At 70.0% G+C, this 25,575-nt stretch carries 24 protein-coding genes; 10 read left to right on the forward strand and 14 right to left on the reverse strand.

Going from position 1 to position 25,575, the window contains the following annotated elements; genetic code table 11:
• Window positions 1-82: 82 nt before the first annotated feature.
• From ACWD10_RS31225 to ACWD10_RS31240, 4 genes are all read right to left on the reverse strand, one after another.
• Window positions 83-331, reverse strand: a complete 249-nt coding sequence (locus ACWD10_RS31225; protein ID WP_451097017.1) for an acyl carrier protein — start codon at window positions 329-331, stop codon at window positions 83-85.
• Window positions 332-393: 62 nt separating this feature from the next.
• A complete protein-coding gene (locus ACWD10_RS31230) occupies window positions 394-1,395 on the reverse strand; it encodes a beta-ketoacyl-ACP synthase 3 (protein ID WP_451097019.1) in 1,002 nt (333 codons plus the stop codon).
• A gap of 18 nt (window positions 1,396-1,413) precedes the next feature.
• Window positions 1,414-2,361, reverse strand: a complete 948-nt coding sequence (locus tag ACWD10_RS31235) for an ACP S-malonyltransferase (RefSeq protein WP_451097021.1) — start codon at window positions 2,359-2,361, stop codon at window positions 1,414-1,416.
• Between the two features lie 89 nt (window positions 2,362-2,450).
• On the reverse strand, window positions 2,451-3,671 hold the full coding sequence (locus tag ACWD10_RS31240) for a PucR family transcriptional regulator (RefSeq protein ID WP_451097022.1): 1,221 nt from the start codon (window positions 3,669-3,671) through the stop codon (window positions 2,451-2,453).
• A gap of 182 nt (window positions 3,672-3,853) precedes the next feature.
• Here ACWD10_RS31240 and ACWD10_RS31245 point away from each other — a divergent pair, with 182 nt between their 5' ends.
• A complete protein-coding gene (locus tag ACWD10_RS31245) occupies window positions 3,854-4,528 on the forward strand; it encodes a pirin family protein (protein WP_451097023.1) in 675 nt (224 codons plus the stop codon).
• A gap of 36 nt (window positions 4,529-4,564) precedes the next feature.
• Here ACWD10_RS31245 and ACWD10_RS31250 read toward each other — a convergent pair whose 3' ends face one another.
• Entirely contained in the window at window positions 4,565-5,380 is an 816-nt protein-coding gene (locus ACWD10_RS31250; protein WP_451097024.1) for a serine hydrolase domain-containing protein, read from the reverse strand.
• 284 nt (window positions 5,381-5,664) lie between these two features.
• On the opposite strand from ACWD10_RS31250, the gene ACWD10_RS31255 reads away from it, so the two are divergent.
• Window positions 5,665-6,150 carry a MerR family transcriptional regulator gene (locus tag ACWD10_RS31255; protein ID WP_451097025.1) on the forward strand — a complete coding sequence of 162 codons (486 nt, stop codon included), beginning with the start codon at window positions 5,665-5,667 and terminating at the stop codon, window positions 6,148-6,150.
• 5 nt (window positions 6,151-6,155) lie between these two features.
• The gene (locus tag ACWD10_RS31260; protein WP_451097026.1) at window positions 6,156-7,184 is read left to right on the forward strand and encodes an aldo/keto reductase; all 1,029 of its coding nucleotides are present in this window, start codon (window positions 6,156-6,158) and stop codon (window positions 7,182-7,184) included.
• 48 nt (window positions 7,185-7,232) lie between these two features.
• On the opposite strand, the gene ACWD10_RS31265 is transcribed toward ACWD10_RS31260, so the two are convergent.
• From ACWD10_RS31265 to ACWD10_RS31295, 7 genes are all read right to left on the reverse strand, one after another.
• Window positions 7,233-8,564, reverse strand: coding sequence for an acyltransferase family protein (locus tag ACWD10_RS31265; protein WP_451097027.1), 1,332 nt, complete (start codon window positions 8,562-8,564; stop codon window positions 7,233-7,235).
• The gene (locus ACWD10_RS31270; RefSeq protein ID WP_451097076.1) at window positions 8,561-9,691 is read right to left on the reverse strand and encodes an alpha/beta hydrolase; all 1,131 of its coding nucleotides are present in this window, start codon (window positions 9,689-9,691) and stop codon (window positions 8,561-8,563) included. The genes ACWD10_RS31265 and ACWD10_RS31270 overlap by 4 nt, the downstream gene beginning before the upstream one ends.
• A gap of 170 nt (window positions 9,692-9,861) precedes the next feature.
• A complete protein-coding gene (locus tag ACWD10_RS31275) occupies window positions 9,862-10,545 on the reverse strand; it encodes a response regulator (protein ID WP_451097028.1) in 684 nt (227 codons plus the stop codon).
• Window positions 10,546-10,600: 55 nt separating this feature from the next.
• On the reverse strand, window positions 10,601-11,986 hold the full coding sequence (locus tag ACWD10_RS31280) for a sensor histidine kinase (RefSeq protein WP_451097029.1): 1,386 nt from the start codon (window positions 11,984-11,986) through the stop codon (window positions 10,601-10,603).
• A gap of 225 nt (window positions 11,987-12,211) precedes the next feature.
• Complete coding sequence (locus ACWD10_RS31285) at window positions 12,212-13,072, reverse strand: DUF4429 domain-containing protein (protein WP_451097030.1); 861 nt, start codon at window positions 13,070-13,072, stop codon at window positions 12,212-12,214.
• 170 nt (window positions 13,073-13,242) lie between these two features.
• Window positions 13,243-14,433 carry an alpha/beta hydrolase gene (locus ACWD10_RS31290; protein ID WP_451097031.1) on the reverse strand — a complete coding sequence of 397 codons (1,191 nt, stop codon included), beginning with the start codon at window positions 14,431-14,433 and terminating at the stop codon, window positions 13,243-13,245.
• A 91-nt stretch (window positions 14,434-14,524) separates the two neighbouring features.
• On the reverse strand, window positions 14,525-15,241 hold the full coding sequence (locus ACWD10_RS31295; protein ID WP_451097032.1) for a TetR/AcrR family transcriptional regulator: 717 nt from the start codon (window positions 15,239-15,241) through the stop codon (window positions 14,525-14,527).
• Between the two features lie 80 nt (window positions 15,242-15,321).
• Here ACWD10_RS31295 and ACWD10_RS31300 point away from each other — a divergent pair, with 80 nt between their 5' ends.
• Both ACWD10_RS31300 and ACWD10_RS31305 read left to right on the forward strand, forming a co-directional pair.
• A complete protein-coding gene (locus tag ACWD10_RS31300) occupies window positions 15,322-16,947 on the forward strand; it encodes an MFS transporter (RefSeq protein ID WP_451097033.1) in 1,626 nt (541 codons plus the stop codon).
• 272 nt (window positions 16,948-17,219) lie between these two features.
• Window positions 17,220-17,615 (forward strand): peptidase inhibitor family I36 protein, encoded by a 396-nt coding sequence (locus ACWD10_RS31305; RefSeq protein ID WP_451097034.1) that lies wholly within the window; start codon window positions 17,220-17,222, stop codon window positions 17,613-17,615.
• On the opposite strand, the gene ACWD10_RS31310 is transcribed toward ACWD10_RS31305, so the two are convergent.
• Together ACWD10_RS31310 and aceE are read right to left on the reverse strand one after the other, a co-directional pair.
• On the reverse strand, window positions 17,596-18,441 hold the full coding sequence (locus tag ACWD10_RS31310) for a potassium channel family protein (RefSeq protein ID WP_451097035.1): 846 nt from the start codon (window positions 18,439-18,441) through the stop codon (window positions 17,596-17,598). The two genes, ACWD10_RS31305 and ACWD10_RS31310, sit on opposite strands and share 20 nt — an antisense overlap.
• 128 nt (window positions 18,442-18,569) lie before the next feature.
• Window positions 18,570-21,317 carry a pyruvate dehydrogenase (acetyl-transferring), homodimeric type gene (gene aceE, locus ACWD10_RS31315; RefSeq protein ID WP_451097036.1) on the reverse strand — a complete coding sequence of 916 codons (2,748 nt, stop codon included), beginning with the start codon at window positions 21,315-21,317 and terminating at the stop codon, window positions 18,570-18,572.
• A 454-nt stretch (window positions 21,318-21,771) separates the two neighbouring features.
• On the opposite strand from aceE, the gene ACWD10_RS31320 reads away from it, so the two are divergent.
• From ACWD10_RS31320 to ACWD10_RS31340, 5 genes are all read left to right on the forward strand, one after another.
• Entirely contained in the window at window positions 21,772-22,212 is a 441-nt protein-coding gene (locus ACWD10_RS31320) for a DUF3052 domain-containing protein (RefSeq protein WP_451097037.1), read from the forward strand.
• Between the two features lie 123 nt (window positions 22,213-22,335).
• Window positions 22,336-22,803 (forward strand): peroxiredoxin, encoded by a 468-nt coding sequence (locus tag ACWD10_RS31325; protein ID WP_451097038.1) that lies wholly within the window; start codon window positions 22,336-22,338, stop codon window positions 22,801-22,803.
• A gap of 152 nt (window positions 22,804-22,955) precedes the next feature.
• A complete protein-coding gene (locus ACWD10_RS31330) occupies window positions 22,956-23,531 on the forward strand; it encodes a TerD family protein (protein WP_451097077.1) in 576 nt (191 codons plus the stop codon).
• Between the two features lie 135 nt (window positions 23,532-23,666).
• Window positions 23,667-24,242 (forward strand): TerD family protein, encoded by a 576-nt coding sequence (locus tag ACWD10_RS31335; RefSeq protein WP_451097039.1) that lies wholly within the window; start codon window positions 23,667-23,669, stop codon window positions 24,240-24,242.
• Between the two features lie 73 nt (window positions 24,243-24,315).
• On the forward strand, window positions 24,316-25,473 hold the full coding sequence (locus ACWD10_RS31340; RefSeq protein WP_451097040.1) for a DUF475 domain-containing protein: 1,158 nt from the start codon (window positions 24,316-24,318) through the stop codon (window positions 25,471-25,473).
• The last annotated feature ends 102 nt before the right edge of the window (window positions 25,474-25,575 follow it).

Consider the following 25,575-nt stretch of genomic DNA (forward strand, 5'->3'; position numbering starts at 1 on the left):
AGATGGGACGGTGGGTCCGGACCACGAGCGTCCGGTACGGCCACCGCCGGGTGGCGTTACGCGAGGGCGGGAGCCGAGTGGCTCAGCCCTGGTGCTCCAGGATGTACTTGACGGCGTCGCCGACGGTCTTGAGGTTCTTGACGTCGTCGTCCGGGATCTTCACGTCGAAGCGCTCTTCGGCGGCGACGACGACCTCGACCATGGACAGCGAGTCGACGTCCAGGTCGTCGGTGAAGGACTTGTCCAGCTGGACGTCCTCGGTGGGGATCCCGGCGATCTCGTTCACGATCTCGGCGAGACCGGCAACGATCTCTTCCTGAGTGGCGGCCATGTGGCGCTCCTTCATGTGTTTACAGGGTTTTGACGGCTTCGGCCGGAAAAACCGGACGGTGCCTAAGGGAGGGTAACGACCGTCGCGGCGTACACGAGACCCGCCCCGAAGCCGATGACCAGCGCGGTGTCGCCGCTCTTTGCCTCGCCCGTCGCCAGGAGCCGCTCCATCGCGAGCGGAATCGAGGCGGCCGAGGTGTTGCCGGTGGTCTCCACGTCACGGGCGACCGTGACGTGCTCCGGCAGCTTCAAAGTCTTCACCATCGAATCGATGATCCGCATATTGGCCTGGTGCGGAATGAAGACGTCCAGGTCGTCCGCGGTGATCCCGGCCGCGTCCAGCGCCTGCTGAGCGACCTTCGCCATCTCGAACACGGCCCAGCGGAACACCGCTTGGCCCTCCTGCGTGATCGCAGGGAACTTCTCGACCTCGCCGGACCGGTAGTCGGTCCACGGCACGGTCTGCTTGATGGTCTCGGACTTGTCGCCCTCCGAGCCCCAGATGGTCGGGCCGATGGCCGGTTCCGTGGCCGGGCCGATGACGACCGCTCCGGCGCCGTCACCGAACAGGAAGGCCGTCGCCCGGTCCTCCAGGTCGGTCAGGTCGCTCAGCCGCTCCACGCCGATGACCAGGACGTACTCCGCGGAGCCCTCGGTCACCATGCCCTTGGCGAGCGTCAGGCCGTAGCCGAAACCGGCGCAGCCCGCGGAGATGTCGAAGGCCGCGGCCTTGTCGGTGCCCAGCTTGTCGGCGATCTCCGTGGCGACCGCCGGGGTCTGCTTGAAGTGCGAGACGGTGGAGACGACCACGGCGCCGATCCGGTCCGCGGTGATCCCCGCGTCGGCGATCGCCTTGCCGGACGCCTCGACCGACATCGCGGCGACGGTCTCGTCCTCGGACGCCCAGTGCCGGGTGGCGATGCCGGAGCGGGAGCGAATCCATTCGTCGGAGGAGTCGATCGTCTCCAGGATGACCTCGTTCGGCACCACCCGGGTCGGCCGGTAGCCGCCCACACCCAGGATGCGGGCGTACGGCGCACCCTTACTGGCCTTGATCTTCGACATGCGCTCGTGAGCTCCTTCTCAGGCTGCGTGCTCGGCGACGAGCGTGCGGGCCGCGTCGAGGTCGTCGGGTGTCTTCAGGGCCAGGGTCTTGACGCCGGGCAGGGCGCGCTTGGCGAGGCCGGTGAGGGTACCGCCGGGGCACACCTCGATGAGCGCGGTGACGCCGAGCTCCTTGAAGGTCTCCATGCACAGGTCCCAGCGCACCGGGTTGGCCACCTGGCCGACCAGGCGGGAGATCACCTCGGTGCCGGAGGCCACGGTCTTGCCGTCCTTGTTCGACACGTACGTCACGGTGGGCTCGGCGGGCGTGAACTGCTGCGCGGCCTCCTGGAGGGCGGCGACCGCCGTGACCATGTGCTCCGTGTGGAACGCGCCCGCGACCTGCAGCGGCACCACGCGCCGGGTGCCCTCGGGCTTGTCCTCGGCCAGGGCGGCCAGTTGCGGCAGGGTGCCCGCGGCCACGATCTGCCCGGCGCCGTTGACGTTCGCCGGGGTCAGGCCGAGCTTCTCCAGGTGCGGAATGACGACCTCGGGCTCGCCGCCGAGCAGCGCCGACATCCCGGTCTTGGTGATGTTGGCGGCGTCGGCCATGGCCAGTCCGCGCTTGCGGACCAGGCGGAGCGCCGAGGTGTCGTCGAGCACGCCCGCGAGCGCCGCGGCGGTGAACTCACCGACGCTGTGCCCGGCGACCGCGCCGGGCCGAGTGCCCTTGCCCGCGCCGGAGTTGGCGCCGGCGTCGGCTTCGAGCGCGGACGCCGAAAGCAGCCCGGCGGCGACGAGCAGCGGCTGCGCCACGGCCGTGTCACGGATCGCGTCCGCGTCGGCCTGGGTGCCGAAGTGGGCGAGGTCGAGCGCGATGGCGTCCGACCAGGCCGCGAGGCGGTCGGCGGCACCAGGCAGTTCGAGCCAGGGGGTCAGGAAGCCGGGCGTCTGGGCGCCCTGGCCGGGAGCGACGAGTACGAGCACTCTCACACTCTCTCTTGTGGGCGGTACGCACCGCCCGTGGGGACAGGGACGAAGAACAGTCAGGGGAATTGTGGACCCCGGACAAAAGTCTAGGTCTGCGTTTCTCCGTCGGCCAGACGCCCCAGAATCAAAGCGATGCGCAGTGTGAACGCGGAGCGTACATCGGAAGGCGACCATCCGGTGACGTCCGTCACACGTCGGAGCCGGTAGCGCACGGTGTTGGGGTGAACGAACAGCATCCGTGCCGCCCCTTCGAGGCTGCTCGCCTGTTCCAGATAGACGCTCAACGTCTCCAGGAGTGCGGACCCGGCCTCTTCCAGTGGTCTGTAGATCTCCTCCACCAGCTGCTCGCGGGCCGCCGGGTCGGCGGCGATGGCGCGTTCCGGAAGAAGATCGTCCGCGAGTACCGGGCGCGGGGCGTCCTGCCAGGCCGCGCACGCCTTGAGCCCGGCGGCCGCGGCCTGCGCGGACCGGGTGGCGGCGAGCAGATCGGGCACCACGGGCCCGGCGACCACAGGACCGGGCGCGAACGGCCCGATCAGCGCCTTGGCGACGGCCAGCGGATTGTCGCTGCCGCCCGCGATGACGACGAGCCGACTGCCGAGGACCCCGGTCAGCACCTGGAGTTTGGCGTGCCGTGACGCCCGCCGGATGGCCTCGACGGTCAACTCGCTGTCGCCGTCCGGGGCGGTGCCGAGGACGACGCAGACATGTTCGGGCGAGTTCCAGCCGAGCGCGGCAGCCCGCGACACGGCCCCTTCGTCGGCCTCACCGGAGAGCACGGCGTTCACGACCAGCGACTCGAGCCGGGCGTCCCAGGCGCCCCGGGCCTCGGCGGCCTGCGCGTACACCTGGGCGGTGGCGAAGGCGATCTCCCGCGCGTAGACGAGGAGCGCCTCGCGCAGCACGGACTCGTCGCCCGGCGCCGCGACCTCCTCGATCGCGGACTCCATGACCTCGATCGTGGTACGCACCATTTCGACGGTCTGCCGCAGCGTGATCGCCCGGGTCAGCTCGCGCGGCGCGGTGCCGAAGACGTCCGTGGAGATGGCCTGCGGGGTCTCGGGGTGCCGGAACCATTCGGTGAACGCGGCGATACCGGCCTGCGCGACCAGGCCGATCCAGGAGCGGTTCTCCGGGGGCATCGCCCGGTACCAGGGCAGCGTCTCGTCCATCCGCGCGATGGCCTGCGCGGCCAGACTGCCGGACGACTGCTCCAGGCGCTTCAGGGTCGCCGAGTGCGGGTGCGCGGGACGGGCGGGGTGGTGGGGTTCGGGACGTGACGGCTGCGTGGATTCGGGTTCGGGCACGTGGACAAGACTGCCTTATCGGGACGGTGCGGCGGGGCGGCGGGTCACCATGTGAGCCTGTCCGGCGATTGGGGACGAGCGCGTTCAGTGCGAAAAGAGGGGGTGTGGGGGCGGCCCCCAGGTGCGGCCGCCGAGCCGACGGTACGGACACGTGATGCGGAGGAAGGCCCTACCGTAGGGACGTGATTGACGTACGGCGTTCCGCGGAGCGATTCCGCGGCGGAGAGCCCGCGGCCGGCATCGAGTCCCTGCACTCCTTCTCCTTCGGCCCGCACTACGACCCCGACAACCTCCGCTTCGGCCCGGTGCTCGCGGTCAACGAGGAGCGGCTCGGCCCCGGCGCGGGCTTCGACGAGCACCCGCACAGCCACACCGAGATCGTCACGTGGGTCGTCGAGGGCGAGCTCACCCACCGCGACTCCACCGGCCGCGAGACCCTGGTCCGCCCCGGCGACGTCCAGCGCCTGAGCGCGGGCGGCGGGGTCCGGCACGTGGAACGCAACGACGGCACGGCCCCGCTGATCTTCGTGCAGATGTGGCTGGCCCCGCTCACCCCGGGCGGCGACCCGGCCTACGAGGTGGTGCACGGCATCGCCGACTCCACGCCGTACGAGGTCGCGGAGGCCGGTGCGATGCTGCACGTGCGCCGCCTGGCGGCGGGGGAGCGGACGGCGGTGCCGGACGCGGCGTTCGCGTACGTCCATGTCGTACGCGGTGAAGTGGGCCTGGACGGCGAGGAGTTGGGCGCCGGAGACGCGGCCCGCATCACCCGCGAGCAGGGCCTCGAGCTGGCGGCGCGCACGGACACGGAGGCCCTGATCTGGGAGCTGCCGGAGCCCTGGACCCCGCCGCTCTAGCCCCGTCCAGCTCTGTCCGGCCCGATCTGGCCCGGTCTAGCCCTTGAGCTCGGCCAGCACCGCATCCGTGAAGACCGGCCAGGCGTCGATCGCCCACGGCCCGAAGGCCCGATCGGCGAGCGCGACGCAGGCCGCACCCGCATCCGGGTCGACCCAGAGAAACGTCCCACTCTGCCCGAAATGCCCAAAGGTCCGGGGCGAGGACGAACTGCCGGTCCAGTGCGGCGCCTTGTGGTCCCGGATCTCGAATCCGAGCCCCCAGTCGTTGTTCTTCTGGTGCCCGTAGCCCGGCAGGATCCCGGAGGCGCCGCGGTACGTGACCGTCATCGCGGCGAGCACGGTGCGCGCGTCGAGCAGCCGCGGCGCCTGCACCTCGGCCGCGAACTTCGCGAGATCGGCGACGGTCGAGACGCCGTCCTTCGCGGGCGACCCGTCAAGGACCGAATCCGTCATCCCGAGCGGCTCGAAGACGGCCTGGCGCAGATACTCCGGGAACGGAATGTCCGTGGCCTTCGCGATGTGGTCGCCAAGCACCTCGAAGCCCGCGTTCGAGTAGAGGCGGCGGGTGCCGGGCGGGGCCATCACCTTGTGCTCGTCGAAGGCGAGCCCGCTGGTGTGGGCGAGCAGATGCCGCACCGTGGCGCCCTCGGGCCCGGCCGGCTCGTCCAGATCGACCGCACCTTCCTCGTACGCGACCAGGGCGGCGTACGCCGCGAGCGGCTTCGTCACGGAGGCGAGCGGGAAACGGTGCCCGGTGGGGCCGTACGTCCCGGCGATACTGCCGTCCGCACGGACGACGGCGGCGGCCGCGGTGCCCACGGGCCAGTTCTCGATCAACGCGAGGCTCTGCATGCGTACGACCCTAAAGGACCCTGCTTCTGTCCTGGAACGTGAGCCGCATCGCGGGATCCGGCCGTCGGGAGCCTGCGGCCCCAGCCCCCCACGAGGGTTTCGCCCCTGGATCCCAAGGGTCTGGGGCGGAGCCCCAGTTGTGGGAAGGAGCGGGCAGGCGAAAAGGGTCCCGCAGGCGACGAGATCCGCCGGGCACGGCCTCGGCCTGTGTCGCCCCGGGGTGCCGGAGAAGGTTCGGGTATTCGCTTGCTTGGAGTGCGCTCCAAGGTCCTAGCGTGGGGGGCATGACGGTGACGGAGAGCACTCCTGTGCAGGTGGAACCGCGCATGGCGGGGACCGAGAAGCCCGAGGCGTGCGGCGACGAGCCGCGGCCGCACCCGCGGCCCGACGGGCAGGACCGGTACACCATCAGCGAAGTCGCGGAGTTCACCGGGCTCTCGGCGCACACCCTGCGCTGGTACGAGCGGATCGGCCTGATGCCGCACGTGGACCGGTCGCACACGGGCCAACGGCGGTTCAGCAACCGGGACCTGGACTGGCTCTCCCTCGTCGGCAAGCTGCGCCTGACCGGCATGCCGGTCGCGGACATGGTCCGCTACGCCGAGCTCGTACGGCAGGGCGCGCACACCTTCGAGCAGCGGCGGGAGCTTCTGGAGCGGACGCGCGGCGACGTCCTCGCGCGGATCGCGGAACTCCAGGGCACCCTCGCCGTACTCGACTACAAGATCGATATTTATGGGGGCGCCCAGCGGGCGTCGGAGAGGGCTTGAGCCTGATGAGCACGACCACGAACACGCAACAGATCGCGAAGACCTCCCTGGGAACCGGCGGGCCCGAGGTCGGTGTGCAGGGCCTCGGCTGCATGGGGATGAGCTTCGCGTACGGGCCCACGGACGGCGACGAGGCGCGCGCCACCCTGGAGCGGGCGCTCGAACTGGGCGTCACGCTCTATGACACCGCGGACATGTACGGGATGGGCGAGAACGAGAAGTTCATCGCGCCCTTCGTGCGGGCGCACCGCGACGAGATCGTCCTCGCCACCAAGTTCGGCATCGTCCTCGACCCCGACGACCCGGCCAAGCGCGGCATCAGCAACGACCCCGCGTACATCCGTCAGTGCATCGAGGGCAGCCTGAGCCGCCTCGGCGTCGACGTGATCGACCTCTACTACATGCACCGGCGCGACGTGAACGTCCCCATCGAGGAGACCGTCGGCGTCATGGCCGAGCTCGTCGCCGAGGGCAAGGTCAAGCAGCTGGGCCTGAGCGAGGTCACCGGGCCCGAGCTGCGCGCCGCGCACGCCGTGCACCCGATCGCCGCCGTGCAGTCGGAATGGTCGGTCTTCAGCCGGGACGTGGAGGCGGGTGTGGTGCCCGCGGTCAAGGAGCTCGGCGTCACGTTCGTGCCGTACTCGCCGCTCGGCCGCGGCTTCCTGACCGGCGCATTCACCAACGCCACCAGCGAACTGAGCGAGAGCGACAACCGCCGCACCATGCCGCGCTTCAACGGCGACAACGCCGCCGCGAACGCCGCGCTCCTGGAGCCGATGCGCAAGGTGGCCACGGACCGCGGCGTGAGCCTCGGCCAGATCGCGCTCGCCTGGGTGCACCAGCAGGCCGAGGTGCACGACCTCCCCGTGGTCCCGATCCCCGGTACGCGCAAGCGCACCCGCGTGGAGGAGAACACGGCGGCGACCCGACTGACCCTGACCGAGCAGGAGTTGGCCCTCCTGGAGCCGATCGCCGGGCAGGTGGCCGGAGACCGGTATGCCGACATGAGGTTCGCTTCGGCGGGGCGGGAGTAGCCCAAGGCCGGGGCTGGGGAGGGAACTCCTCGGCCCCGCGCCCCGCCCTCAAGCAAGCCTGAGCGCGAACACGGCGAAGGCCGCCGCGAGCACCCCGGCGGCGGCCCGCCACACCCCCGACGCCCGCCCGCCGAGCCGCCACGGACCGTCGAACCCCCGCGCATACCGCCCGATCCCCACCAACAGCACCGCGAACACCGGCAGCCACAGCACCCGCACCCCGATCCACCCCAGCGTGTCCGGCGCCGCGGTGAGCCCCGGCACCGTACCCGCCCCACCCGCCACCGCACCCACCGTCGCCGTGGCGAACATCGCCGTCTGGTGCCAGCACAGAATCGTCATCGCGCACAGGTTGACCACCACGACCGGCGCCCACAGGACCGGGCGGCGAAGCAGCCGCCCCAGCCGCTCCCGCAACAGCATCGCCGCGCCGCTCTGCGCCGCCGCGAGGGCGAGCACCAGCAGCGACGGCGGATGCGAGTTGGTACGGGCCTGACCGGGCACCCCGACCATCGACGCCGGGTAGTGGAAGACAACCAGGAGCACGGCGAAGAGGACGGCCCCGCCGGTCAGAAGCAGCCATGCGGCGCGCCGCCCCAGCCTCTTCTCGCCCCAGCAGACGCCCAGTTGGTACGCGAACATCCAGCCCGGCAGGATGGCGAGCACGCTGATCCAGGACGGTATGGCGTCCGCGTACGGCCCGTAGCGCAGGAAGTCGACGACGGTGACCGTGCCGAGCAGCGGTGCCGCGGCCCACGCCCCGAGCCGCTCCGCCGCGCGCACGCAGTACGGCGTGAGGGCGGTGATCAGGGTGTAGACCCCCACGAACCACAATGGCTGGATGACCAGGGTGGCCCCGGTCCGCAGCGTCGCCTCCGGCACCCCGAGCGCGGAAAGCACCGGTATCAGCGCGGCCCACACGGCCGTCACTCCGAGCACCGGCCGCCCGAGCCGCACCACACGCCCGCGCAGCCACGCCCCCGCCGACTCGCCCCGACCGAGCGCGCGGCGGTAGGAGAGGACCGACGCGTACCCGCCTACCAGGAAGAAGATCCCGAGCATCTGAAGCACCCAGCTCAGCGGGGCGAGGAACCCGAACGCGGACAGCGGGCTGGCATTGTGCAGCCCGCCCTGCCCGTCGAGCGTGAACCCGCCGAGCATCCAGTGCCCGAGCGGCACGGCGAGCAGGGCCAGGGCCCGCAGCCCGTCGATGGCGCGGTCCCGATGGGCGGGGGTGCGGGCGTCGATGGCGGCGGCGGTCTTACGGAGCGCACCTGCCGTACCCGAGGCGGTGGTGGCGGCCGCACGCAGCGCGCCTCCCGTGTCCGACCCGACGGCAGGCCGCGAACGACCCGCAGCCGAGGCGGTGTTGGTGCTCATGCCGCCTCCCCCGTAGCGATCCGGGCGAACACGTGCAGCGAATCCGTTCCCGGTACGAAGTACCCGGTGTGGCCGTCCGCCCGCGTGGCCGGGACGCGCCGGGCGCCGAAGGACGGGTCCGTGGGGTCGGTGCCGTGGCCGAGGCCGAACAGCTCCACGTTCGGTATGGAGTCGATCCAGTCCCCGGCGTCGCGTGCCGCCCACACCCGCGCCGAGGTGTGCAGCTCCGTGACGTCGTCCGCGTGCATCCCGGGCGACCCGGACACCACCAGGTCGCTCGCGGGCAGTTCGGGCGCGGCCAGGCCGCAGACCACCGAGCCGTAGCTGTGGCAGAAGAGCGCCGGGGCCGGGCCGCCCGCCGCCCGAAGGCCCTGTACGAAGCGGGCCAGACGCGGGGCACCCGCCTCCGCGAGCCGCCCGGTGGCGGCGTCCGGGCCGAGCCCGACCGGCGTGGTGTAGCCGACCCAGGCGATCACCGCGGTGCGGTGGTCCGTGGCGTCGTACAGGGAGCGGGCCATGCCGGTCGGGGTGCCGTACCGGTTCTTCGTACGGTCGAAGTTGCCGAGGTCGATGTCCGAGCCGGGAACGATCACGGACACGTGCCGGGCCTTCGCCAAGTCGCCGTACACCTCGGCCACTTGGCCGCGCTCGCGCGGGTCGAAGGCGAGTATCTGCCTGCCGCCCGCCAGCAATGTGTCGTATCGGTGGGCGCGTTCCTCGGCGGCCTTGCGGTCCGGTGCGGGCAGCGTCGGATCCGCGGCCCTGGTCCGCTGCTTGGCCCGCTCCTCGGTGAGGGCCTGCCGGTTGGCGGTGTACCGCAGTGCGACCGGCGCGCCGTCCAGGTTGCCGACGACCAGCGGGTGCCGCTCGGCCAGTTCCCGCTGCTCAGTGGGGTCCAACGAGCCGAAGAACGAGGTCACTTGGGTGGGCGAGGCGGACGCCGGGTCGGGCAGCTCGCGGTCCAGGCCTCGGTCGGCCCGCCACGAACTCACGCCCGGCACGGGTCCGGTGACCGGCTGCTGCTCGTTGCCCACGGCCCAGCCCGCCGTACCGGCGACCACGGTCCCGGTGAGCACCGCCGCGACGAGCGACCTCCGGCCGCGCGTCCTCCAAGCCTTAAGGCGCATGCCCATGGCCCGACTCCTTCTCTCCGCCAGTTGCGTTGACGGCGAGAAGGTAGGAAGACGGTGGGTGACCGAACGTCACACCGAGGAGCCAAGTACGGAGTGATACCGGGGTAGGGGGTGGACGACCGGCCACCCACCGGTCCGGGGTAGGGCTGTCCCTACCTCGCCTGTCAGCCCGCGTCCCCGGGCGATACGAGTCCCGACTCGTATGCGAAGACCACCGCCTGTGCCCGGTCCCGCAGGTTCAACTTGGCGAGCACCCGCCCGATATGGGTCTTCACGGTCTGCTCGGCGAGCACGAGCCGCTCGGCGATCTCCTGGTTGGACAGGCCGCGGGCGATCAGCTCGAGGACCTCGGTCTCGCGCGGCGTCAGCCCGTTGAGCCGCACCGAGCGGTCCTTGCGCCGTGGCGCGGGCCGCTGCTTCGCGAAGTCCGCGATCAGGCGCCGGGTCACCGACGGCGCGAGCAGTGCCTCTCCGGAGGCGACCACGCGCACGGCCGCGATGAGGTCCGCGGGCGGCGCGTCCTTGAGCAGAAACCCGGAGGCCCCGGCCCGCAGCGCCTCGTACACATAGTCGTCGACGTCGAACGTGGTCAGCATCAGGACCTTCGGCCGGTGCACCACGCCGACCGGCGGGTCGAGCAGCGCGCGGGCCGCGGCGAGCCCGTCCATCTCGGGCATGCGGACGTCCATGAGGACCACGTCGGGGTGGGTGTTCCGGCTGACTTCGACGCCCTGCTTGCCGTCGGGGGCCTCGCCGACCACGTCGATATCGCTCTGCGCGGAGAGCAGCGCCGCGAAGCCCGCCCGCACCATGGCCTGGTCGTCGACGATGAGCACACGGATGGTCACGAGGCGCCTTTCGGGCAGGTCGTACGGCGTGCACGGGCCGTACGGTTCGTACGGGTCACGGGATGTCCTCGGGGCGCAGCGGCAGTCGCGCCACGACCCGGAAGCCGCCATCGGGCAGCGGCCCGACATCGAGGTAGCCGCCGGTCAACCGTACGCGCTCGCGCATGCCGACGAGGCCGTGCCCGGTGCCCCCGGTCTCCAGAGGCGCCGGAGGCTCGGCGGGTGGGCCGTTGATGACGAGCACCGTCAGGTCGGTGCCCTCGTCCATGGCGCTTACGGACACCTCGGTGGGCGCCCCGGGCGCGTGCCGCACGACATTGGCCAGGGCCTCCTGCACGATCCGGTACGCGGACAGGCTTACGGCCTGTGGCACGCGGATGCCGTAGCCCGAACTGTCGTCCTCGTCGACGAGCACGGGGTCGAGGGCGAGTTGGGCAGGAACCCCGGCCCGTATGGTCGCCTCCACGAGCTGCTGGATCTTGTCAAGGCCGGGCTGCGGTGCCCGTTCGCCCTGTGCGTCCTCGCTGCGCAGCACCGAAAGGAGGCGGCGCATCTCGGTGAGCGACTCGCGGGCACTGGCCGCGATGCTCCCGAACTCCTCGCGCGCCTGCTCGGGCAGGCCCTCGATGCGGTACGGGGCGGAGTCCGCCTGCACCGTGATCACGGACATGTGGTGCGCGACGACATCGTGCAACTCACGGGCGATCCGGGTGCGTTCCTCCAGGAGCGTACGGTGGGCGCGCTCGGCCTCACTGATGGTCTCCTGCTCGATCAGCCGCCGCTGCGCATCGCCGCGGGCCCGCAGCGCGTACGTGAGAACGAGCACGATGCCGCTCAGCACGAAGAGCAGCACCTGCACGCCGTCGCTGCGGCCCCCCGGCATCATCCCGAAGACGGCACCCGCGAACCCGGTGGTGAGCCACACGGCGATGAGCGTGCGCCGTGACTCACGCACCGCGAGCAGCACCATGAGGATCAGGTACCCGACGACGACCATGGGCGGCCACGGCCATGGTCGCCCCGCCGTGTCCGCGCCGAGCAGCGCGAAACCGCCGAGCACGTCCGCGGCGAAGATGATCCACCAGGCGTACAGCGGCCGGGTCAGGGCGAGCAGCAGCGGCGCGGTCTGCGCGGTGGCGAGCGCTCCGGCGATGGCGCCGCCGACGCGGTAGTCCTGCGCGAGCACGGTCACGGTGACGGGCAGCAGCGAGGCGACGCACCCGAACACGACGACGTACGGCAGATACCGCACCCACGCCCTCCGGGCATGGGCGAGCGGCACTTCGCGGGGTCCGGCGGGCGTGGTGAGCGCAAGCCCGAGCTCCCGCAGCTCTTCACGCGGGAGCGGGGGCAGGCGCACGGCGCCCGCACGGCGCAGCAGCCTGCGGGCGGGGTGCTCCCGGGGGGTGTCGCCGTCGGGCGGCGCGGGCGTGGATTTCATGACCTGGCCAGCGTAGGCAGAGCATCCGGTGGTCGCCGTCATACCGGGGTGGGCAGTGTGGGCTGATACCTGGGTATGACTGCCGAAGCCCGTCCGGTGCTTGTCTCAAGCCCCTCCGGCGTTCGAGGACGAGCGCCTTCAGCGCGGTAAAGGCGGGGCGGGCCTGGGGGCCGCAGGCCCCCGGTTACCGGAAGGTGCGGGACCGGGGAGATAGACCCCCGGCGCTCACAACTCCGCCAGCAGCTCCGACTTCTTGGACGTGAACTCCTCGTCCGTCAGCAACCCCGCCTGATGCAGTTCCCCCAAGTGCCGGATCCGATCCGCGATGTCGGCCGGGTCCCGCCGCCCCCCTGACCGGACCACAAGCTCCCGCGCGGGACCGGCCCGCCGCACCGCCGCAAGCACCGCCGCCGCGAACGGCAGCGACTCGTGCACCGGCCCGTACCCGAGCCCGAACACGACGGCAGCCGGGTCCTGGTCGGCCTGCGCGGGCTGCGGCTCCCCGCACCCCGTACCGCGGCGAAGCAGGCGCAGATAGCCGTCGAACACCTCGGGGGAGCGCCACTCGATGCCTTCCAGGTCCGCGACCGGGAAAGTCTGGTCACCGGCCTTCCACTTGGCGGAGGACGCGCCGGTCCAGAACCAGCGGTACGACACCGATGTGCCGTCGAACGTCGCCTTCGCGTCGTACGCCTTGAACTGGAGCGGACCCTCGGGCGCCGCCACCAGGAAGTCGTCCGCCTGGGAGGCGGGGCCGAGGCGTGCCGTGAGCTCGTCCGCGTAGTACTCGGCGAGGGTCTCGCGCTCGGCGGGCAGCACCAGGCGGTACGGGTCGGCGCCGTCCTTCAGTTGTCCGGCCGCCGCCTCCATCAGCGGGTCGGCGCCGGGTCTCGGGACGGCATGCAGCACCACCGTCCCGCGTTTTCCGGGAGTCAGAGTCAAAGCCGCCAACGCCTCGTGGGGGATGCGGCGTTCACCGAGCGCCTGGAAGAGCTTCGGTGTCCTGATCCCCCGTTCGAAGCGGATGAGCACGGAGTCCGAGTCGAACTCCCAGGCGGCATGAAATCCGGCCAGTACGTCACCCATGCGGCTCATCGTATGCGGCACGCGCGCGTAAGTCCCCCCTCGATGCAATCCCTGTGGTTTCCCGGACAGGCCGGACTTCTACGCGCGTCCTGGTCGCCGTATGGTTTCGGCCACCGGAAGCCGTGGCTCCGGGCCGGGTCCGCGGTGCTGCCGCGGTCGCTGGATTCCGGTCAGGTCCGGCAGCTCGTGGCCCCGTCCGCGCAGCTCACCTCGGTGTACGCGCCGACGCCGATGCGCGCGAAGTTGCGCAGGCTCTCGGTGCCGGGGTGGAAGTACCCGCCGTGGCCGTCGGCGCGCTTGGCCGACATCACGCGGGCCCCGAAGGACGGCGACACCGGGTCGGCGCCGTGTCCGAGCCCGCCGACCTCCAGGTGCGGGATGTCCCCGATCCAGTCATCGGCGTCCCGCATGGCCCAGACCCGGGCGTGGGTGCCGAGGCCCTGCACCGTCTCGGCGCGCATGCCGGGGCTGCCCGCGACCGCGATGTCCGTGACGCGGGACGGGAGTTCGCGGGCGGCGACGCCGCACACCACCGAGCCGTAGCTGTGGCAGTTGAGCGCCACCTCGGAGCGGCCGGGCAGCGAGCGGACCAGGGTGTTGAGCCGCTCGGCGCCGTCGATGGCGCGCTTGGCGGTGGCCGCGTCCATGCCGACTCCGGAGGGCGTGGTGTAGTCGGCCCACGCGATCACGGCGTCATGGGCGCCCGGCTGCTGCTTGCGCTGCTCGTTGTAGAGCGCCAGGGCCATGCCGCGCGGGGCCGTGTACTTGCCGAAAGTCTTCTGGTACGTCAGCAGGTTGGTGTCGACTCCGGGGACCACGATCGAGACCCGCTGGGCGCGCTGAAGATCACCGAAGACCTCGGCCACCCGGCCGTGGCCGGTCGGATCGAAGGCGAGCACCTGCCGCTCGGGATCCATCAGGACGCCGAAGCGGTGCATGCGCCGGACGGCCTCGCGGTGCCCCTCGTCGGTGAGCCCCTTGTCGCGTACCCGCTGCTCCTCCACCTTGCGGGCCTCGGCGAGGGCGTACTTGTTGGCGGTGTAGCGCAGCGCGAGCGGCGCCCCGGCCAGGTTGCCGACGACGAGCGGATGGCGGCGGGCAAGGTCTTCCTGCTGGTGCGGCTTCAGGGCGGCGAAGAACCGGGCGATGCGCCCGGATGACGACGCCTCCGGGTCCGGAAGCGCGTGGCCGTCCAGGCTCGCGTGCTTCCAGGCCGTAACGGCCGCCTCGATCGGGGACGACTCGCCCTTGTGGTGGCGCAGCGCGGTCCATCCGGTTGCTGTCAGCATCACGAACACGACGGCGAGGGCGAGGAGCGCGCGCCAGACGTTGAGTGTGGGGGTGGAGTCGAAGGAATTCACTGCCGACCACCCTAGGAGACCGGCCGTCGCCTCAGTGCGGAGGGTGGGGGAGATCACGTTCCCCGGGAAGAAACCAGTACAAAACCCTCACCTATGGTGCGGAGTTGTCGCTCTCCGTGCCTGACCGGTCGATCTCGGGCCGTCCGGTCGCGCGCCAGTCCGCCACGAGCGAGGGCCCCAGGTGGTCCAGATACGTCTCGGTCAGGCGGCGCATCGCGTCCACGGAGAAGTCGTCGCCCGCACCCCAGAGCCGTCCGGTCAGGCGCATCACCCCACCGAAGGCGGCGACGGCGATCCGGGGCCGCGGGTCGGCGTCGATATCGAGCCCCTCGCGCTCCGCGATGATCCGCGCGACCTCCTCCTCCCTCTCGATGGTGCGGCGCAGATGGACGGCGACCAGCGCGGGCGTGGACTCGATCATCTGGTAGGCCCGCATGTGCAGTTCGAGCGGGATGACCTCCTGGATGGCCTCCCCGATGGTGTCCCAGGACTCCAGGACGCCGCGGCGCAGCGCCTCGAAGGGACCCTCCTCGCGGGGGCGCGCGCGGAGGGTTTCGACGAACCGCGCCTCCACCATGTCCTGGACCGCGAAAGCGGTCTCCTCCTTGCCCGCGAAGTAGCGGAAGAAGGTGCGCTGCGAGACGTCGACGGCATCGACGATCTCGTCCACGGTCGTCTGCTCGTACCCCTGCGTGGTGAAGAGCTCGAGCGCCGCGCGCAGCAGGGCGTCACGGGTGCGCCGCTTCTTGCGCTCGCGCAGCGACACCGCGGCCTCCTCTGTCGTCTTGCTGCCGTTCGAGCGGCTCACCCTACCTGTGAGCGACGTGACAGTTACCGACTAGTGAATCTGTTTGTCAAGTGTCAGCGGCTGTCATTAGCCTCCTTCGTATGACTACCCAGACCACCGTCGACCAGGCGGACCAGGCCCCGGACCGGCCCTCGGCCCCGTCCGCAGCGGCACCGGCCAGGGGGCTCCGCGGCCACCCCTGGCTGACGCTCTTCACCGTCGCGATCGGCGTCATGATGGTGGCCCTCGACGGCACCATCGTGGCCGTCGCCAACCCGGTCATCCGCACCGATCTCAACGCCACGCTCGCGCAGGTGCAGTGGATAACCAACGCGTATCTGCTCGCCCTCGCCGTCGCGCTGATCACCGCGGGCAAGCTCGGTGACCGCTTCGGCCACCGCCAGACGTTCCTCATAGGCGTCGTCGGCTTCGGCGCCGCCTCCGGCGCCATCGGACTCTCCGACTCCGTCGAGTTCCTGATCGTCTTCCGGGTCCTTCAGGGCCTCTGCGGCGCCCTGCTCATGCCGGCCGCGCTCGGCCTGCTGCGCGCCACCTTCCCGGCCGAGAAGCTCAACATGGCGATCGGCATCTGGGGCATGGTCATCGGCGCCTCCACCGCGGGCGGCCCGATCCTCGGCGGTGTGCTCGTCGAACACGTCAGCTGGCAGTCGGTGTTCTTCATCAACGTGCCGGTGGGTGTCCTCGCGCTCGTCCTGGGCCTCACGATCCTGCGCGACCACCGCGCCGAGAACGCGCCGCGGTCCTTCGACATCCCCGGCATCGTGCTGCTCTCCGGCGCGATGTTCTTCCTGATATGGGCGATCATCAAGGCCGGTGACTCCTGGGGCTGGGGCGGCCGGAACACCTGGATCTTCCTCGGCGCCGCGCTGCTCTCCTTCGCCGTCTTCGCCTTCTGGGAGACCCGGGTCAAGGAGCCCCTGATACCGCTCAGGATGTTCCGCTCCGTGCCGCTCTCCGCAGGCGTCGTCCTGATGGTCCTGATGGCCTTCGCCTTCATGGGCGGGCTGTTCTTCGTGACGTTCTATCTGCAGGGCGTGCACCGCATGAGCCCGATCGAGAGCGGACTGCACCTGCTGCCGCTGACGGCCATGATGATCGTCTCCTCGCCGCTCGCGGGCGCCCTGATCACCAAGTTCGGGCCGCGGATCCCGCTGGTCGGCGGCATGGTGTGCACGGCCGCCGCGATGTTCGGGATGACCACGCTCACCACGGACACCGCGACGCTGCCGATGTCCCTGTGGTTCGCGCTGCTCGGCCTCGGCCTCGCCCCGGTCATGGTCGGCGCCACCGAAGTCATCGTCGGCAACGCCCCGATGGAGCTCTCCGGCGTCGCCGGTGGCCTCCAGCAGGCGGGCATGCAGGTCGGCGGCGCGCTCGGCACCGCGGTCCTCGGCGCCGTCATGTCCAGCACGGTCAACTCCGACCTCGCGGGCAACTGGAAGGACTCCGGGCTGCCCGGTGCGCCGCCCCCGGGCCTCGAACAGGCCGCGGAGGTCGGCACCGTACCGGCCAAGGAACTCGCCGCGCAGCAGGTCGAGCCCGCCGTGATCGAGCGGATCGGCGGCGTCGTGCACGACACCTTCATGTCGGGCATGCACGTCGCCTTCCTCACCGCCGGTGCCGTCGCGGTGGTCGCCTCGCTGGTCGCGGTGCTCACCAAACGCGGCGACAACGCGGAAGCGGGCGCGGGAGCAGCCCACATCTGAAGCCCGCGGTAACTCCGAAAGGTGCCGGTCTCATTGGGATCGGCGCCTTTTGCGTGGGTTGGGTGGGTGTGGAGGACGCGGCGGCAACGCAACCCTTAGGGCTCCCTGGGCATTCCGCTGGGGATTCCCCTGGGGGATTCCCCTGGGCAATCTCCGGGAGATTTCCCCTATCAGGGTGGCCCGGACCGAATCCCCTTCCGATACGCCCGAACGGCAGGTGAGAGTTGTTCCACGACAGGCCACCAACTGGCCGCCACCACAAGGAGGTTGCTATGAACACGCTCAACGCCGTGCCCGCACCCGTCACCGCGACCACCCTGGCCGCACTCGCCGCCCTGACCGCGGCATTCCTGACGCCCACACCCGCCGCGGCGGCACCACCGGGCCGGGCCGGATGTGACCCCGGCGAACTCTGCCTCTGGGAGCGCGCCGACCACAAAGGCGACCGGACCACGTACGACCTGACGTCCGTCGACATCGAGAGCTGTCACGCGCTGCCGGCGGGGAGCAGCGCGCAGGCCCTCGCCAACCGCACCGGCCGCCCCGTCACGACCTACCAGTCCGCGGAGTGCGCCGAGACCGCCGAGTTCGACACATACCCCGGCTCCGGAACGTGGCTGCCGCGCTCGCCGTACCGCGTTCGAGCCTTCAAGATCTGGGAGCGGTAGCGGGATCCCTGGGAGAACCAGCGGGCTCCGCCGAAGCCGCAGGCACGGAAGCCGCAGCCTCCGTAGCCGCAGCTTCGGAAGCCCCGGGCCCGCTGGTCAGCGCGGCGACCTGGGCCCTGAGGGATCGCACTTCCTCCGTCAGGGCCTCGATCGCCGCTGTCTGCCGCCGTTCCTCCGCGTCGTCCTTCTCGAACCGCGCGATGAACCAGGCCGCGATATTCGCCGTCACCACACCGAGGAGGGCGATACCCGACAGCATCAGACCGATGGCGAGGACCCGCCCCAAGCCCGTGGTCGGGGCCATGTCCCCATACCCGACCGTCGTCATCGTCGTGAATGCCCACCAGATCGCGTCCTCGAGCGAGCGGATCGTGGCCTCCGGGTGGTCGCGCTCCACCTCGAGGACCGCAAGGGCACCGAAGATCAGCAACCCGAGGCACGAACCGGCGACATACGTCGTGATCCGTACCTGCGTCGCCATCCGGGCCCGCTGCCCCGCGAGCAGCAGCATCGAGACCAGCTTGAGCAGCCGCAGCGGCTGCACCAGCGGCAGCGCCACCGCGAGCAGCGCCAGCGGGTTCTCGCGCACGAACTTGATCCGCCGCTCCGCGAGGCCCAGGCGGATCAGATAGTCCAGCGCGAAGCAGCCCCACACGACCCAGTTGATGACATGGCACACGGACGTCACGAGGTCCGACGCCTTCGGCTGCACGATCGGCACGGCATACGCGACGGCGAAGACGATCGCCAGAGACAGAAGGGAGGACTGCGTCCGGCGCTCCCAGTGGGCGAGCGCGGACTCAGGCTGTTCGGGCTTGTGGGACATGGCCAGCATCGTATGCATCGCATAAAGATCGTATGCATCCGGTAAAGCCAAGGGCGGCGTGCGGCGCGAATAACGGGGAGGGGGACGGGGAGGGAGGGGGCGGGGGCGCCCCCTCCACGGGCCCCGCCCTACGCGTCGCCCCCCGCAGCCCCCGGATCAGCCGCGCTCACATCAAGCAGCTGATACCGATCCACCGCCTGCTTCAGCACCGACCGGTCCACCCTGCCCTCCTGAGCCAGTTCCGTCAGGACGGCCAGCACGATCGACTGGGCGTCGATGTGGAAGAAGCGGCGGGCCGCGCCTCGCGTGTCTGCGAAGCCGAAGCCGTCCGCGCCGAGCGACTGGTACCGCCCCGGCACCCAGCGCGAGATCTGGTCCGGGACCGAGCGCATCCAGTCGGAGACGGCCACGAACGGGCCCTCGGCGCCGCTCAACTTCTGTGTGACGTACGGGACCTGCTGCTCCTCCTCGGGGTGCAGCAGATTGTGCCGCTCGACCTCGACCGCCTCGCGGCGCAGTTCGTTCCAGGAGGTTGCCGACCAGACGTCCGCCTTGACGTTCCACTCGTCGGCGAGGATCTTCTGCGCCTCCAGGGCCCACGGCACCGCCACGCCGGACGCCATGATCTGCGCCGGGATCGTGCCCGCCTCGCCGGCCTTGAACCGGTGGATGCCCTTGAGGATGCCCTCCACGTCCACATCGGCGGGCTCGGCCGGGTGCTGGACCGGCTCGTTGTAGACCGTGAGGTAGTAGAAGACGTCCTCGCCGGGCTTGCCGTCGGCGGTCGGGCCGTACATCCGGCGCAGGCCGTCCTTGACGATGTGCGAGATCTCGAAGCCGAAGGCCGGGTCGTACGCGATGCAGGCCGGGTTGGTCGAGGCGAGCAGCTGCGAGTGGCCGTCCGCGTGCTGCAGACCCTCACCCGTCAGGGTCGTACGCCCGGCGGTCGCACCCAGTACGAAGCCGCGCGCCAACTGGTCGGCCATCTGCCAGAACTGGTCGCCGGTGCGCTGGAAGCCGAACATCGAGTAGAAGACGTAGACCGGGATGAGCGGCTCGCCGTGCGTGGCGTATGCCGAACCCGCGGCGATCAGTGAGGCCGTGCAGCCCGCCTCGGTGATGCCGTCGTGCAGCAGCTGACCGGTCGGCGACTCCTTGTAGGCGAGCAGGAGTTCACGGTCCACCGACTCGTACTGCTGGCCCAGCGGGTTGTAGATCTTGGCGCTCGGGAAGAACGAGTCCATACCGAAGGTGCGGTACTCGTCCGGCGCGATCAGGACGAAGCGCTTGCCGATCTCCTTGTCCCGCATCAGCTCCTTCAGGAGCCGGACGAACGCCATCGTCGTGGCGATCGACTGCTGCCCCGAACCCTTGCGCACGGCCGCGTACGCCTTGTCGTCCGGCAGCTGTAGCGGCTTGGCGCGCACCACCCGGGTCGGCGTGTAGCCGCCCAGGCCCTTGCGCCGGTCGTGCATGTACTGGATCTCCTCGGAGTTCCGCCCGGGGTGGTAGTACGGCGGAAGCCCGTCCTCCAGCTCCTTGTCCGGGATCGGCAGGTGCAGCCGGTCGCGGAAGCGCTTGAGGTCGTCGACCGTCAGCTTCTTCATCTGGTGGGTCGCGTTACGGCCCTCGAAGTTGGGGCCGAGCGTCCAGCCCTTGACGGTCTGCGCGAGGATCACCGTCGGCTGGCCCTTGTGCGCCTTGGCCGCCGCGTACGCCGCGTAGATCTTCTTGTGGTCGTGACCGCCGCGCCCCAGGTGCAGGAGCTGGTCGTCGGTCATGTTCTCGACCATGGCGCGCAGCCGGTGGTCGTCGCCGAAGAAGTGGTCGCGGATGTACGCGCCGGTCTCGGTGGCGTACGTCTGGAACTGGCCGTCGGGCGTGGTGTTCAGCTTGTTGACCAGGATGCCGTCCCGGTCCTGGGCGAGCAGCGGGTCCCAGGAGCGGTCCCAGACCAGCTTGATGACGTTCCAGCCGGCGCCGCGGAACTGCGACTCCAGCTCCTGGATGATCTTGCCGTTGCCGCGCACCGGGCCGTCGAGCCGTTGGAGGTTGCAGTTGACCACGAAGGTCAGGTTGTCCAGGCTCTCGCGGGCGGCGATGGACAGCTGGCCGAGCGACTCGGGCTCGTCCATCTCGCCGTCGCCGAGGTAGGCCCACACGTGCGACTTGGAGGTGTCGGCGATGCCGCGCGCCTCCATGTACCGGTTCATCCGGGCCTGGTAGATCGCGCCGAGCGGGCCGAGGCCCATGGAGACGGTCGGGAACTCCCAGAAGTCCGGCATGAGCCGTGGGTGCGGATAGGACGAAAGCCCGTTGGGCGCCTTGGACTTCTCCTGCCGGAAGCCGTCCAACTGCGTCTCGTTCAGGCGGTCCAGAAGGTACGCGCGGGCGTAGATGCCCGGCGAGGCGTGCCCCTGGAAGAAGATCTGGTCGCCGCCGTCGCCCTCGTCCTTGCCCCGGAAGAAGTGGTTGAAGCCCACGTCGTACAGGGACGCCGAGGAGGCGAAGGTCGCGATGTGGCCGCCCACGCCGATGCCGGGGCGCTGCGCCCGGGAGACCATGACCGCCGCGTTCCACCGGGTCGCGTTGAGGATCTTGCGCTCGATCTCCTCGTTGCCCGGGAAGAACGGCTCGTCCCTGGTCGCGATGGTGTTCACGTAGTCCGTGCTGCGCATCTCGGGCACGGCGACGCGCTTCTCGCGGGCTCGCTCGATCAGCCGGAGCATCAGGTAGCGGGCGCGCTCGCGGCCGCGCTCGTCGACCGCCGCGTCCAGGGAGTCGAGCCACTCCTGAGTCTCATCGGGATCGAAGTCCGGGACCTGACTGGGAAGGCCGCCAATGATGATCGGGTTGCGATCGGATCCGGGAGCCACGCTGTTCCTTCGCTGTCGGGAGTCCTGCGCCGTCGTCCCAATGGTCCACCGCGCGCAGGGAAACGTCATCCGTACCGGGGGGTAACCGAGGCGCTACGACAAGTCCTCCAGCGGGCGCCTGGCGTGAAGTTCGGGCAAAAACCAACGATACGCCCCCGACGTGCGGCTGGATCCTTGCGTGCGCCCCCCGGAGCCGCCCCGGCATAAGCGGCAGAACGCCGCGCGCCGGGTGTGGGATGAATCACCGATCGACGGCAAAACGGGCGCCGTCTCCGTCCCGGGGGCGAGCCGCGTACCGCTGGACCGGTCGGGAAACACCCAGGAACGTCACCGTTTCGGCGGTCTCGACGGCCGGGTACTTGCGCGATCCGCCCCGCACGTGTGGACTACGGCCAGTGCCTCGCGTACGCGCGTGGCCGAAGACAACGTCCAAGACATGATCAGGAGGCAATCCGTGAGCGCGACCGCGGACCACGCGGAGAAGAGCCTGGCCGAAAGGCTGGGCTTCCAGCCCGGGCAGGTGGTCCAGGAGATCGGCTACGACGATGACGTCGACATGGAGCTCCGCGAGGCCATCGAGGAGGTCATCGGCACCGATGGCGAGCTCGTCGACGAGGATTACGACGATGTGGCCGATGCTGTGGTGCTCTGGTTCCGCGAGGACGACGGGGACCTGACGGATGCGCTGGTGGATGCCATCGCGTACATCGAGGAAGGCGGCCCGATCCTGCTGCTGACCCCGAAGACCGGGCGTGACGGCTACGTCGAGCCGAGCGAGATCAGCGACGCCGCCTCTACCGCCGGCCTGACCGCGAGCAAGAGCGTCAGCGCGGGCAAGGACTGGTCGGCCAGCCGCCTGGCCACGCCGAAGGCGGCGAAGTCCGCCAAGCGCTGAGCCCCTTGCGCTGAGCCCCTTCATGCAGCCTTTTGAGCCCCTTCCGACACTGGTCGGCGGGGGCTCAACTGCTTCTCGTAGGCTGTGCCGCACCTGAACAGCCCTACGGAGGGATGCGCACTCATGGCGCTCGACGGCATCGTGACCGGCACCAAGGCCCCGGACTTCGAGCTGAAGAACCAGCACGGCGAGACCGTGCGGCTCTCGGACTTCCGCGGCAAGAAGAACGTCGTGCTGCTCTTCTACCCGTTCGCCTTCACCGGGGTCTGCACCGGCGAGCTCTGCGCGCTCCGCGACGAGCTGCCGAAGTTCGTCAACGACGACGTGCAGCTGCTCGCCGTATCGAATGACTCGCCGTTCACGCTGCGGGTGTTCGCCGAGCAGGAGGGCCTGGAGTACCCGCTGCTCTCGGACTTCTGGCCGCACGGCGAGGCGTCGCGCGCGTACGGCGTCTTCGACGAGGAGAAGGGCTGCGCGGTGCGCGGCACCTTCATCATCGACAAGGACGGCGTGGTCCGCTGGACCGTCGTCAACGCGCTGCCGGACGCGCGCGACCTGAACGAGTACGTCAGGGCGCTCGAGTCGCTCTGACGCTTCGGGCGCGCTGAACGGACGGGACGGAAACACCCGGGAGCCAGCGGCGAAAAGCCTGTTTGACCCGGGAACCCGTCACTAGGATCCAGTCGTTGATCCGATACCAACGCACGACGGGGGCGCTGCCCCTGGAGACCATTGGAGGACTCGTGGGAGTCAGCCTCAGCAAGGGCGGCAACGTCTCGCTGACGAAGGAGGCCCCCGGCCTGACCGCGGTAACGGTCGGGCTCGGCTGGGACATCCGTACCACCACCGGTACGGACTTCGACCTCGACGCCAGCGCCATCCTGACGAAGGAGGACGGCAAGGTCAGCTCGGACGCCAACTTCGTCTTCTTCAACAACCTGAAGAGCGCCGACGGCTCGGTGGAGCACACCGGTGACAACCTCACCGGTGAGGGCGAGGGCGACGACGAGCAGATCAAGGTGAACCTCGCCGGCGTCCCGGCCGAGGTCGCCAAGATCGTGTTCCCGGTGTCGATCTACGACGCCGAGAACCGCCAGCAGTCGTTCGGCCAGGTGCGCAACGCGTTCATCCGCGTCGTGAACCAGGCGGGCGGCCAGGAGATCGCCCGGTACGACCTCTCCGAGGACGCCTCGACCGAGACCGCGATGGTCTTCGGCGAGCTCTACCGGCACGGCGAGGAGTGGAAGTTCCGCGCCATCGGCCAGGGGTACGCCTCCGGCCTGCGCGGCATCGCCCAGGACTTCGGCGTCAACGTCTGACGCTGAACCCGGCCGCAGGCCCTGCCGCAGTTCCTGCCGCAGGACCGTACCGTCCGGCGCCGCACTGACTGGTGCGGCGCCGGACGCCTTGCAGCACCTCTTACGTTCACGCACGCCTCGGGGAGGACCACGAACATGGGCGTCACGCTCGCCAAGGGAGGCAATGTCTCCCTCTCCAAAGCCGCACCCAACCTCGCACAGGTGATGGTCGGGCTCGGCTGGGATGCCCGCTCCACCACCGGAGCCCCCTTCGACCTGGACGCCAGCGCCCTGCTCTGCAACTCCGGGCGGGTGCTCGGGGACGAGTGGTTCATCTTCTACAACCAGCTCACGAGCCCGGACGGTTCGGTGGAGCACACCGGTGACAACCTCACCGGTGAGGGCGAGGGTGACGACGAGTCGATTCTGGTCGACCTGTCCAAGGTCCCGGCCAACGTCGACAAGATCGTCTTCCCGGTCTCCATCCACGAGGCCGACAACCGCGGCCAGACCTTCGGCCAGGTCAGCAACGCGTTCATCCGCGTGGTCAACCAGGCCGACGGCCAGGAGCTGGCGCGGTACGACCTCTCCGAGGACGCCTCGACCGAGACGGCGATGATCTTCGGCGAGGTCTACCGCTATAACGACGAATGGAAGTTCCGGGCCGTAGGACAGGGGTACGCGTCGGGTCTCCGAGGCATCGCTCTAGACTTCGGAGTCAATGTTTCGTAAAGCCGCGCGCGGCTCGGGGGAGACCCGTACTCGGCGGCGCGGGGGAGCCCCGTACATAACGATTGGGTAGCCAGTGGTACTGAAAACCTTCGGCTGGTCGTTCGCGGTCACCGCGCTCGGACTGGTCGCAGCCGTATTCATCGGGGGGTGGAAGGCGTTCGGGATCGTAGCGATCCTGTCCATCCTCGAGATCTCGCTGTCCTTCGACAACGCGGTCGTCAACGCCGGAATCCTGAAGAAGATGAATGCCTTCTGGCAGAAGATCTTCCTCACGATCGGTGTGCTCATCGCCGTCTTCGGTATGCGGCTGGTCTTCCCCGTCGTCATCGTCGCCGTCAGCGCCGGTCTCGGCCCGATCGAGGCCGTCGACCTGGCCGTGTCCGACAAGGACCGCTACCAGGAGCTGGTGACCGACGCCCACCCGTCGATCGCCGCCTTCGGTGGCATGTTCCTGCTGATGATCTTCCTCGACTTCATTTTCGAGGACCGGGACATCAAGTGGCTCGGCTGGCTGGAGCGCCCCCTGGCCAAGCTCGGCAAGATCGACATGCTGTCGGTCTGCATCGCGCTCATCGTTCTGCTCGTCAGCGCGATGACCTTCGCCGCCAACGCCCACCAGCACGGCGGCCTGCACGTCGACAAGGCGGAAACGGTCCTGATCTCCGGCGTCGCCGGTCTCATCACGTATCTGATCGTCGGCGGACTCTCCGGCTACTTCGAGGACAAGCTGGAGGAAGAGGAGGAGCGCGAGCACGAGTTGGAGGAAGAGGCCAAGAAGAAGGGCAAGCCGGTCTCGGCCGTGGCCCTCGCGGGTAAGGCCGCGTTCTTCATGTTCCTCTACCTGGAGGTCCTGGACGCGTCCTTCTCCTTCGACGGTGTCATCGGTGCCTTCGCCATCACCAACGACATCGTCCTGATGGCCCTGGGCCTCGGCGTCGGCGCGATGTACGTCCGGTCGCTCACCGTCTACCTGGTCCGCCAGGGCACCCTCGACGAGTACGTCTACCTGGAGCACGGCGCGCACTACGCGATCGGCGCCCTCGCCGTGATCCTGCTCGTCACCATCCAGTACGAGATCAGCGAGCTCATCACCGGTGGCGTCGGCGTCCTCCTGATCGCCGGATCCTTCTTCTCCTCGGTCCTCCGCAACAAGAAGCTCGCGGCGGAGGAAGAGGGAAACGGAAACGGCCCGAGCCCCGGCGAGAAGACTGAGGTCACGTCCGGGGTGTGACCCGGCGTCGGTTGCGGGAACGCTCTGAGCGGGGCGGCCAGGAGGCGGAAGCCTCGGGCCGCCCCGCTGGTTGTTTCCTTCAGAAGACGAGATACGAGAACG

Source organism: Streptomyces sp. NPDC002851, from assembly GCF_053591935.1.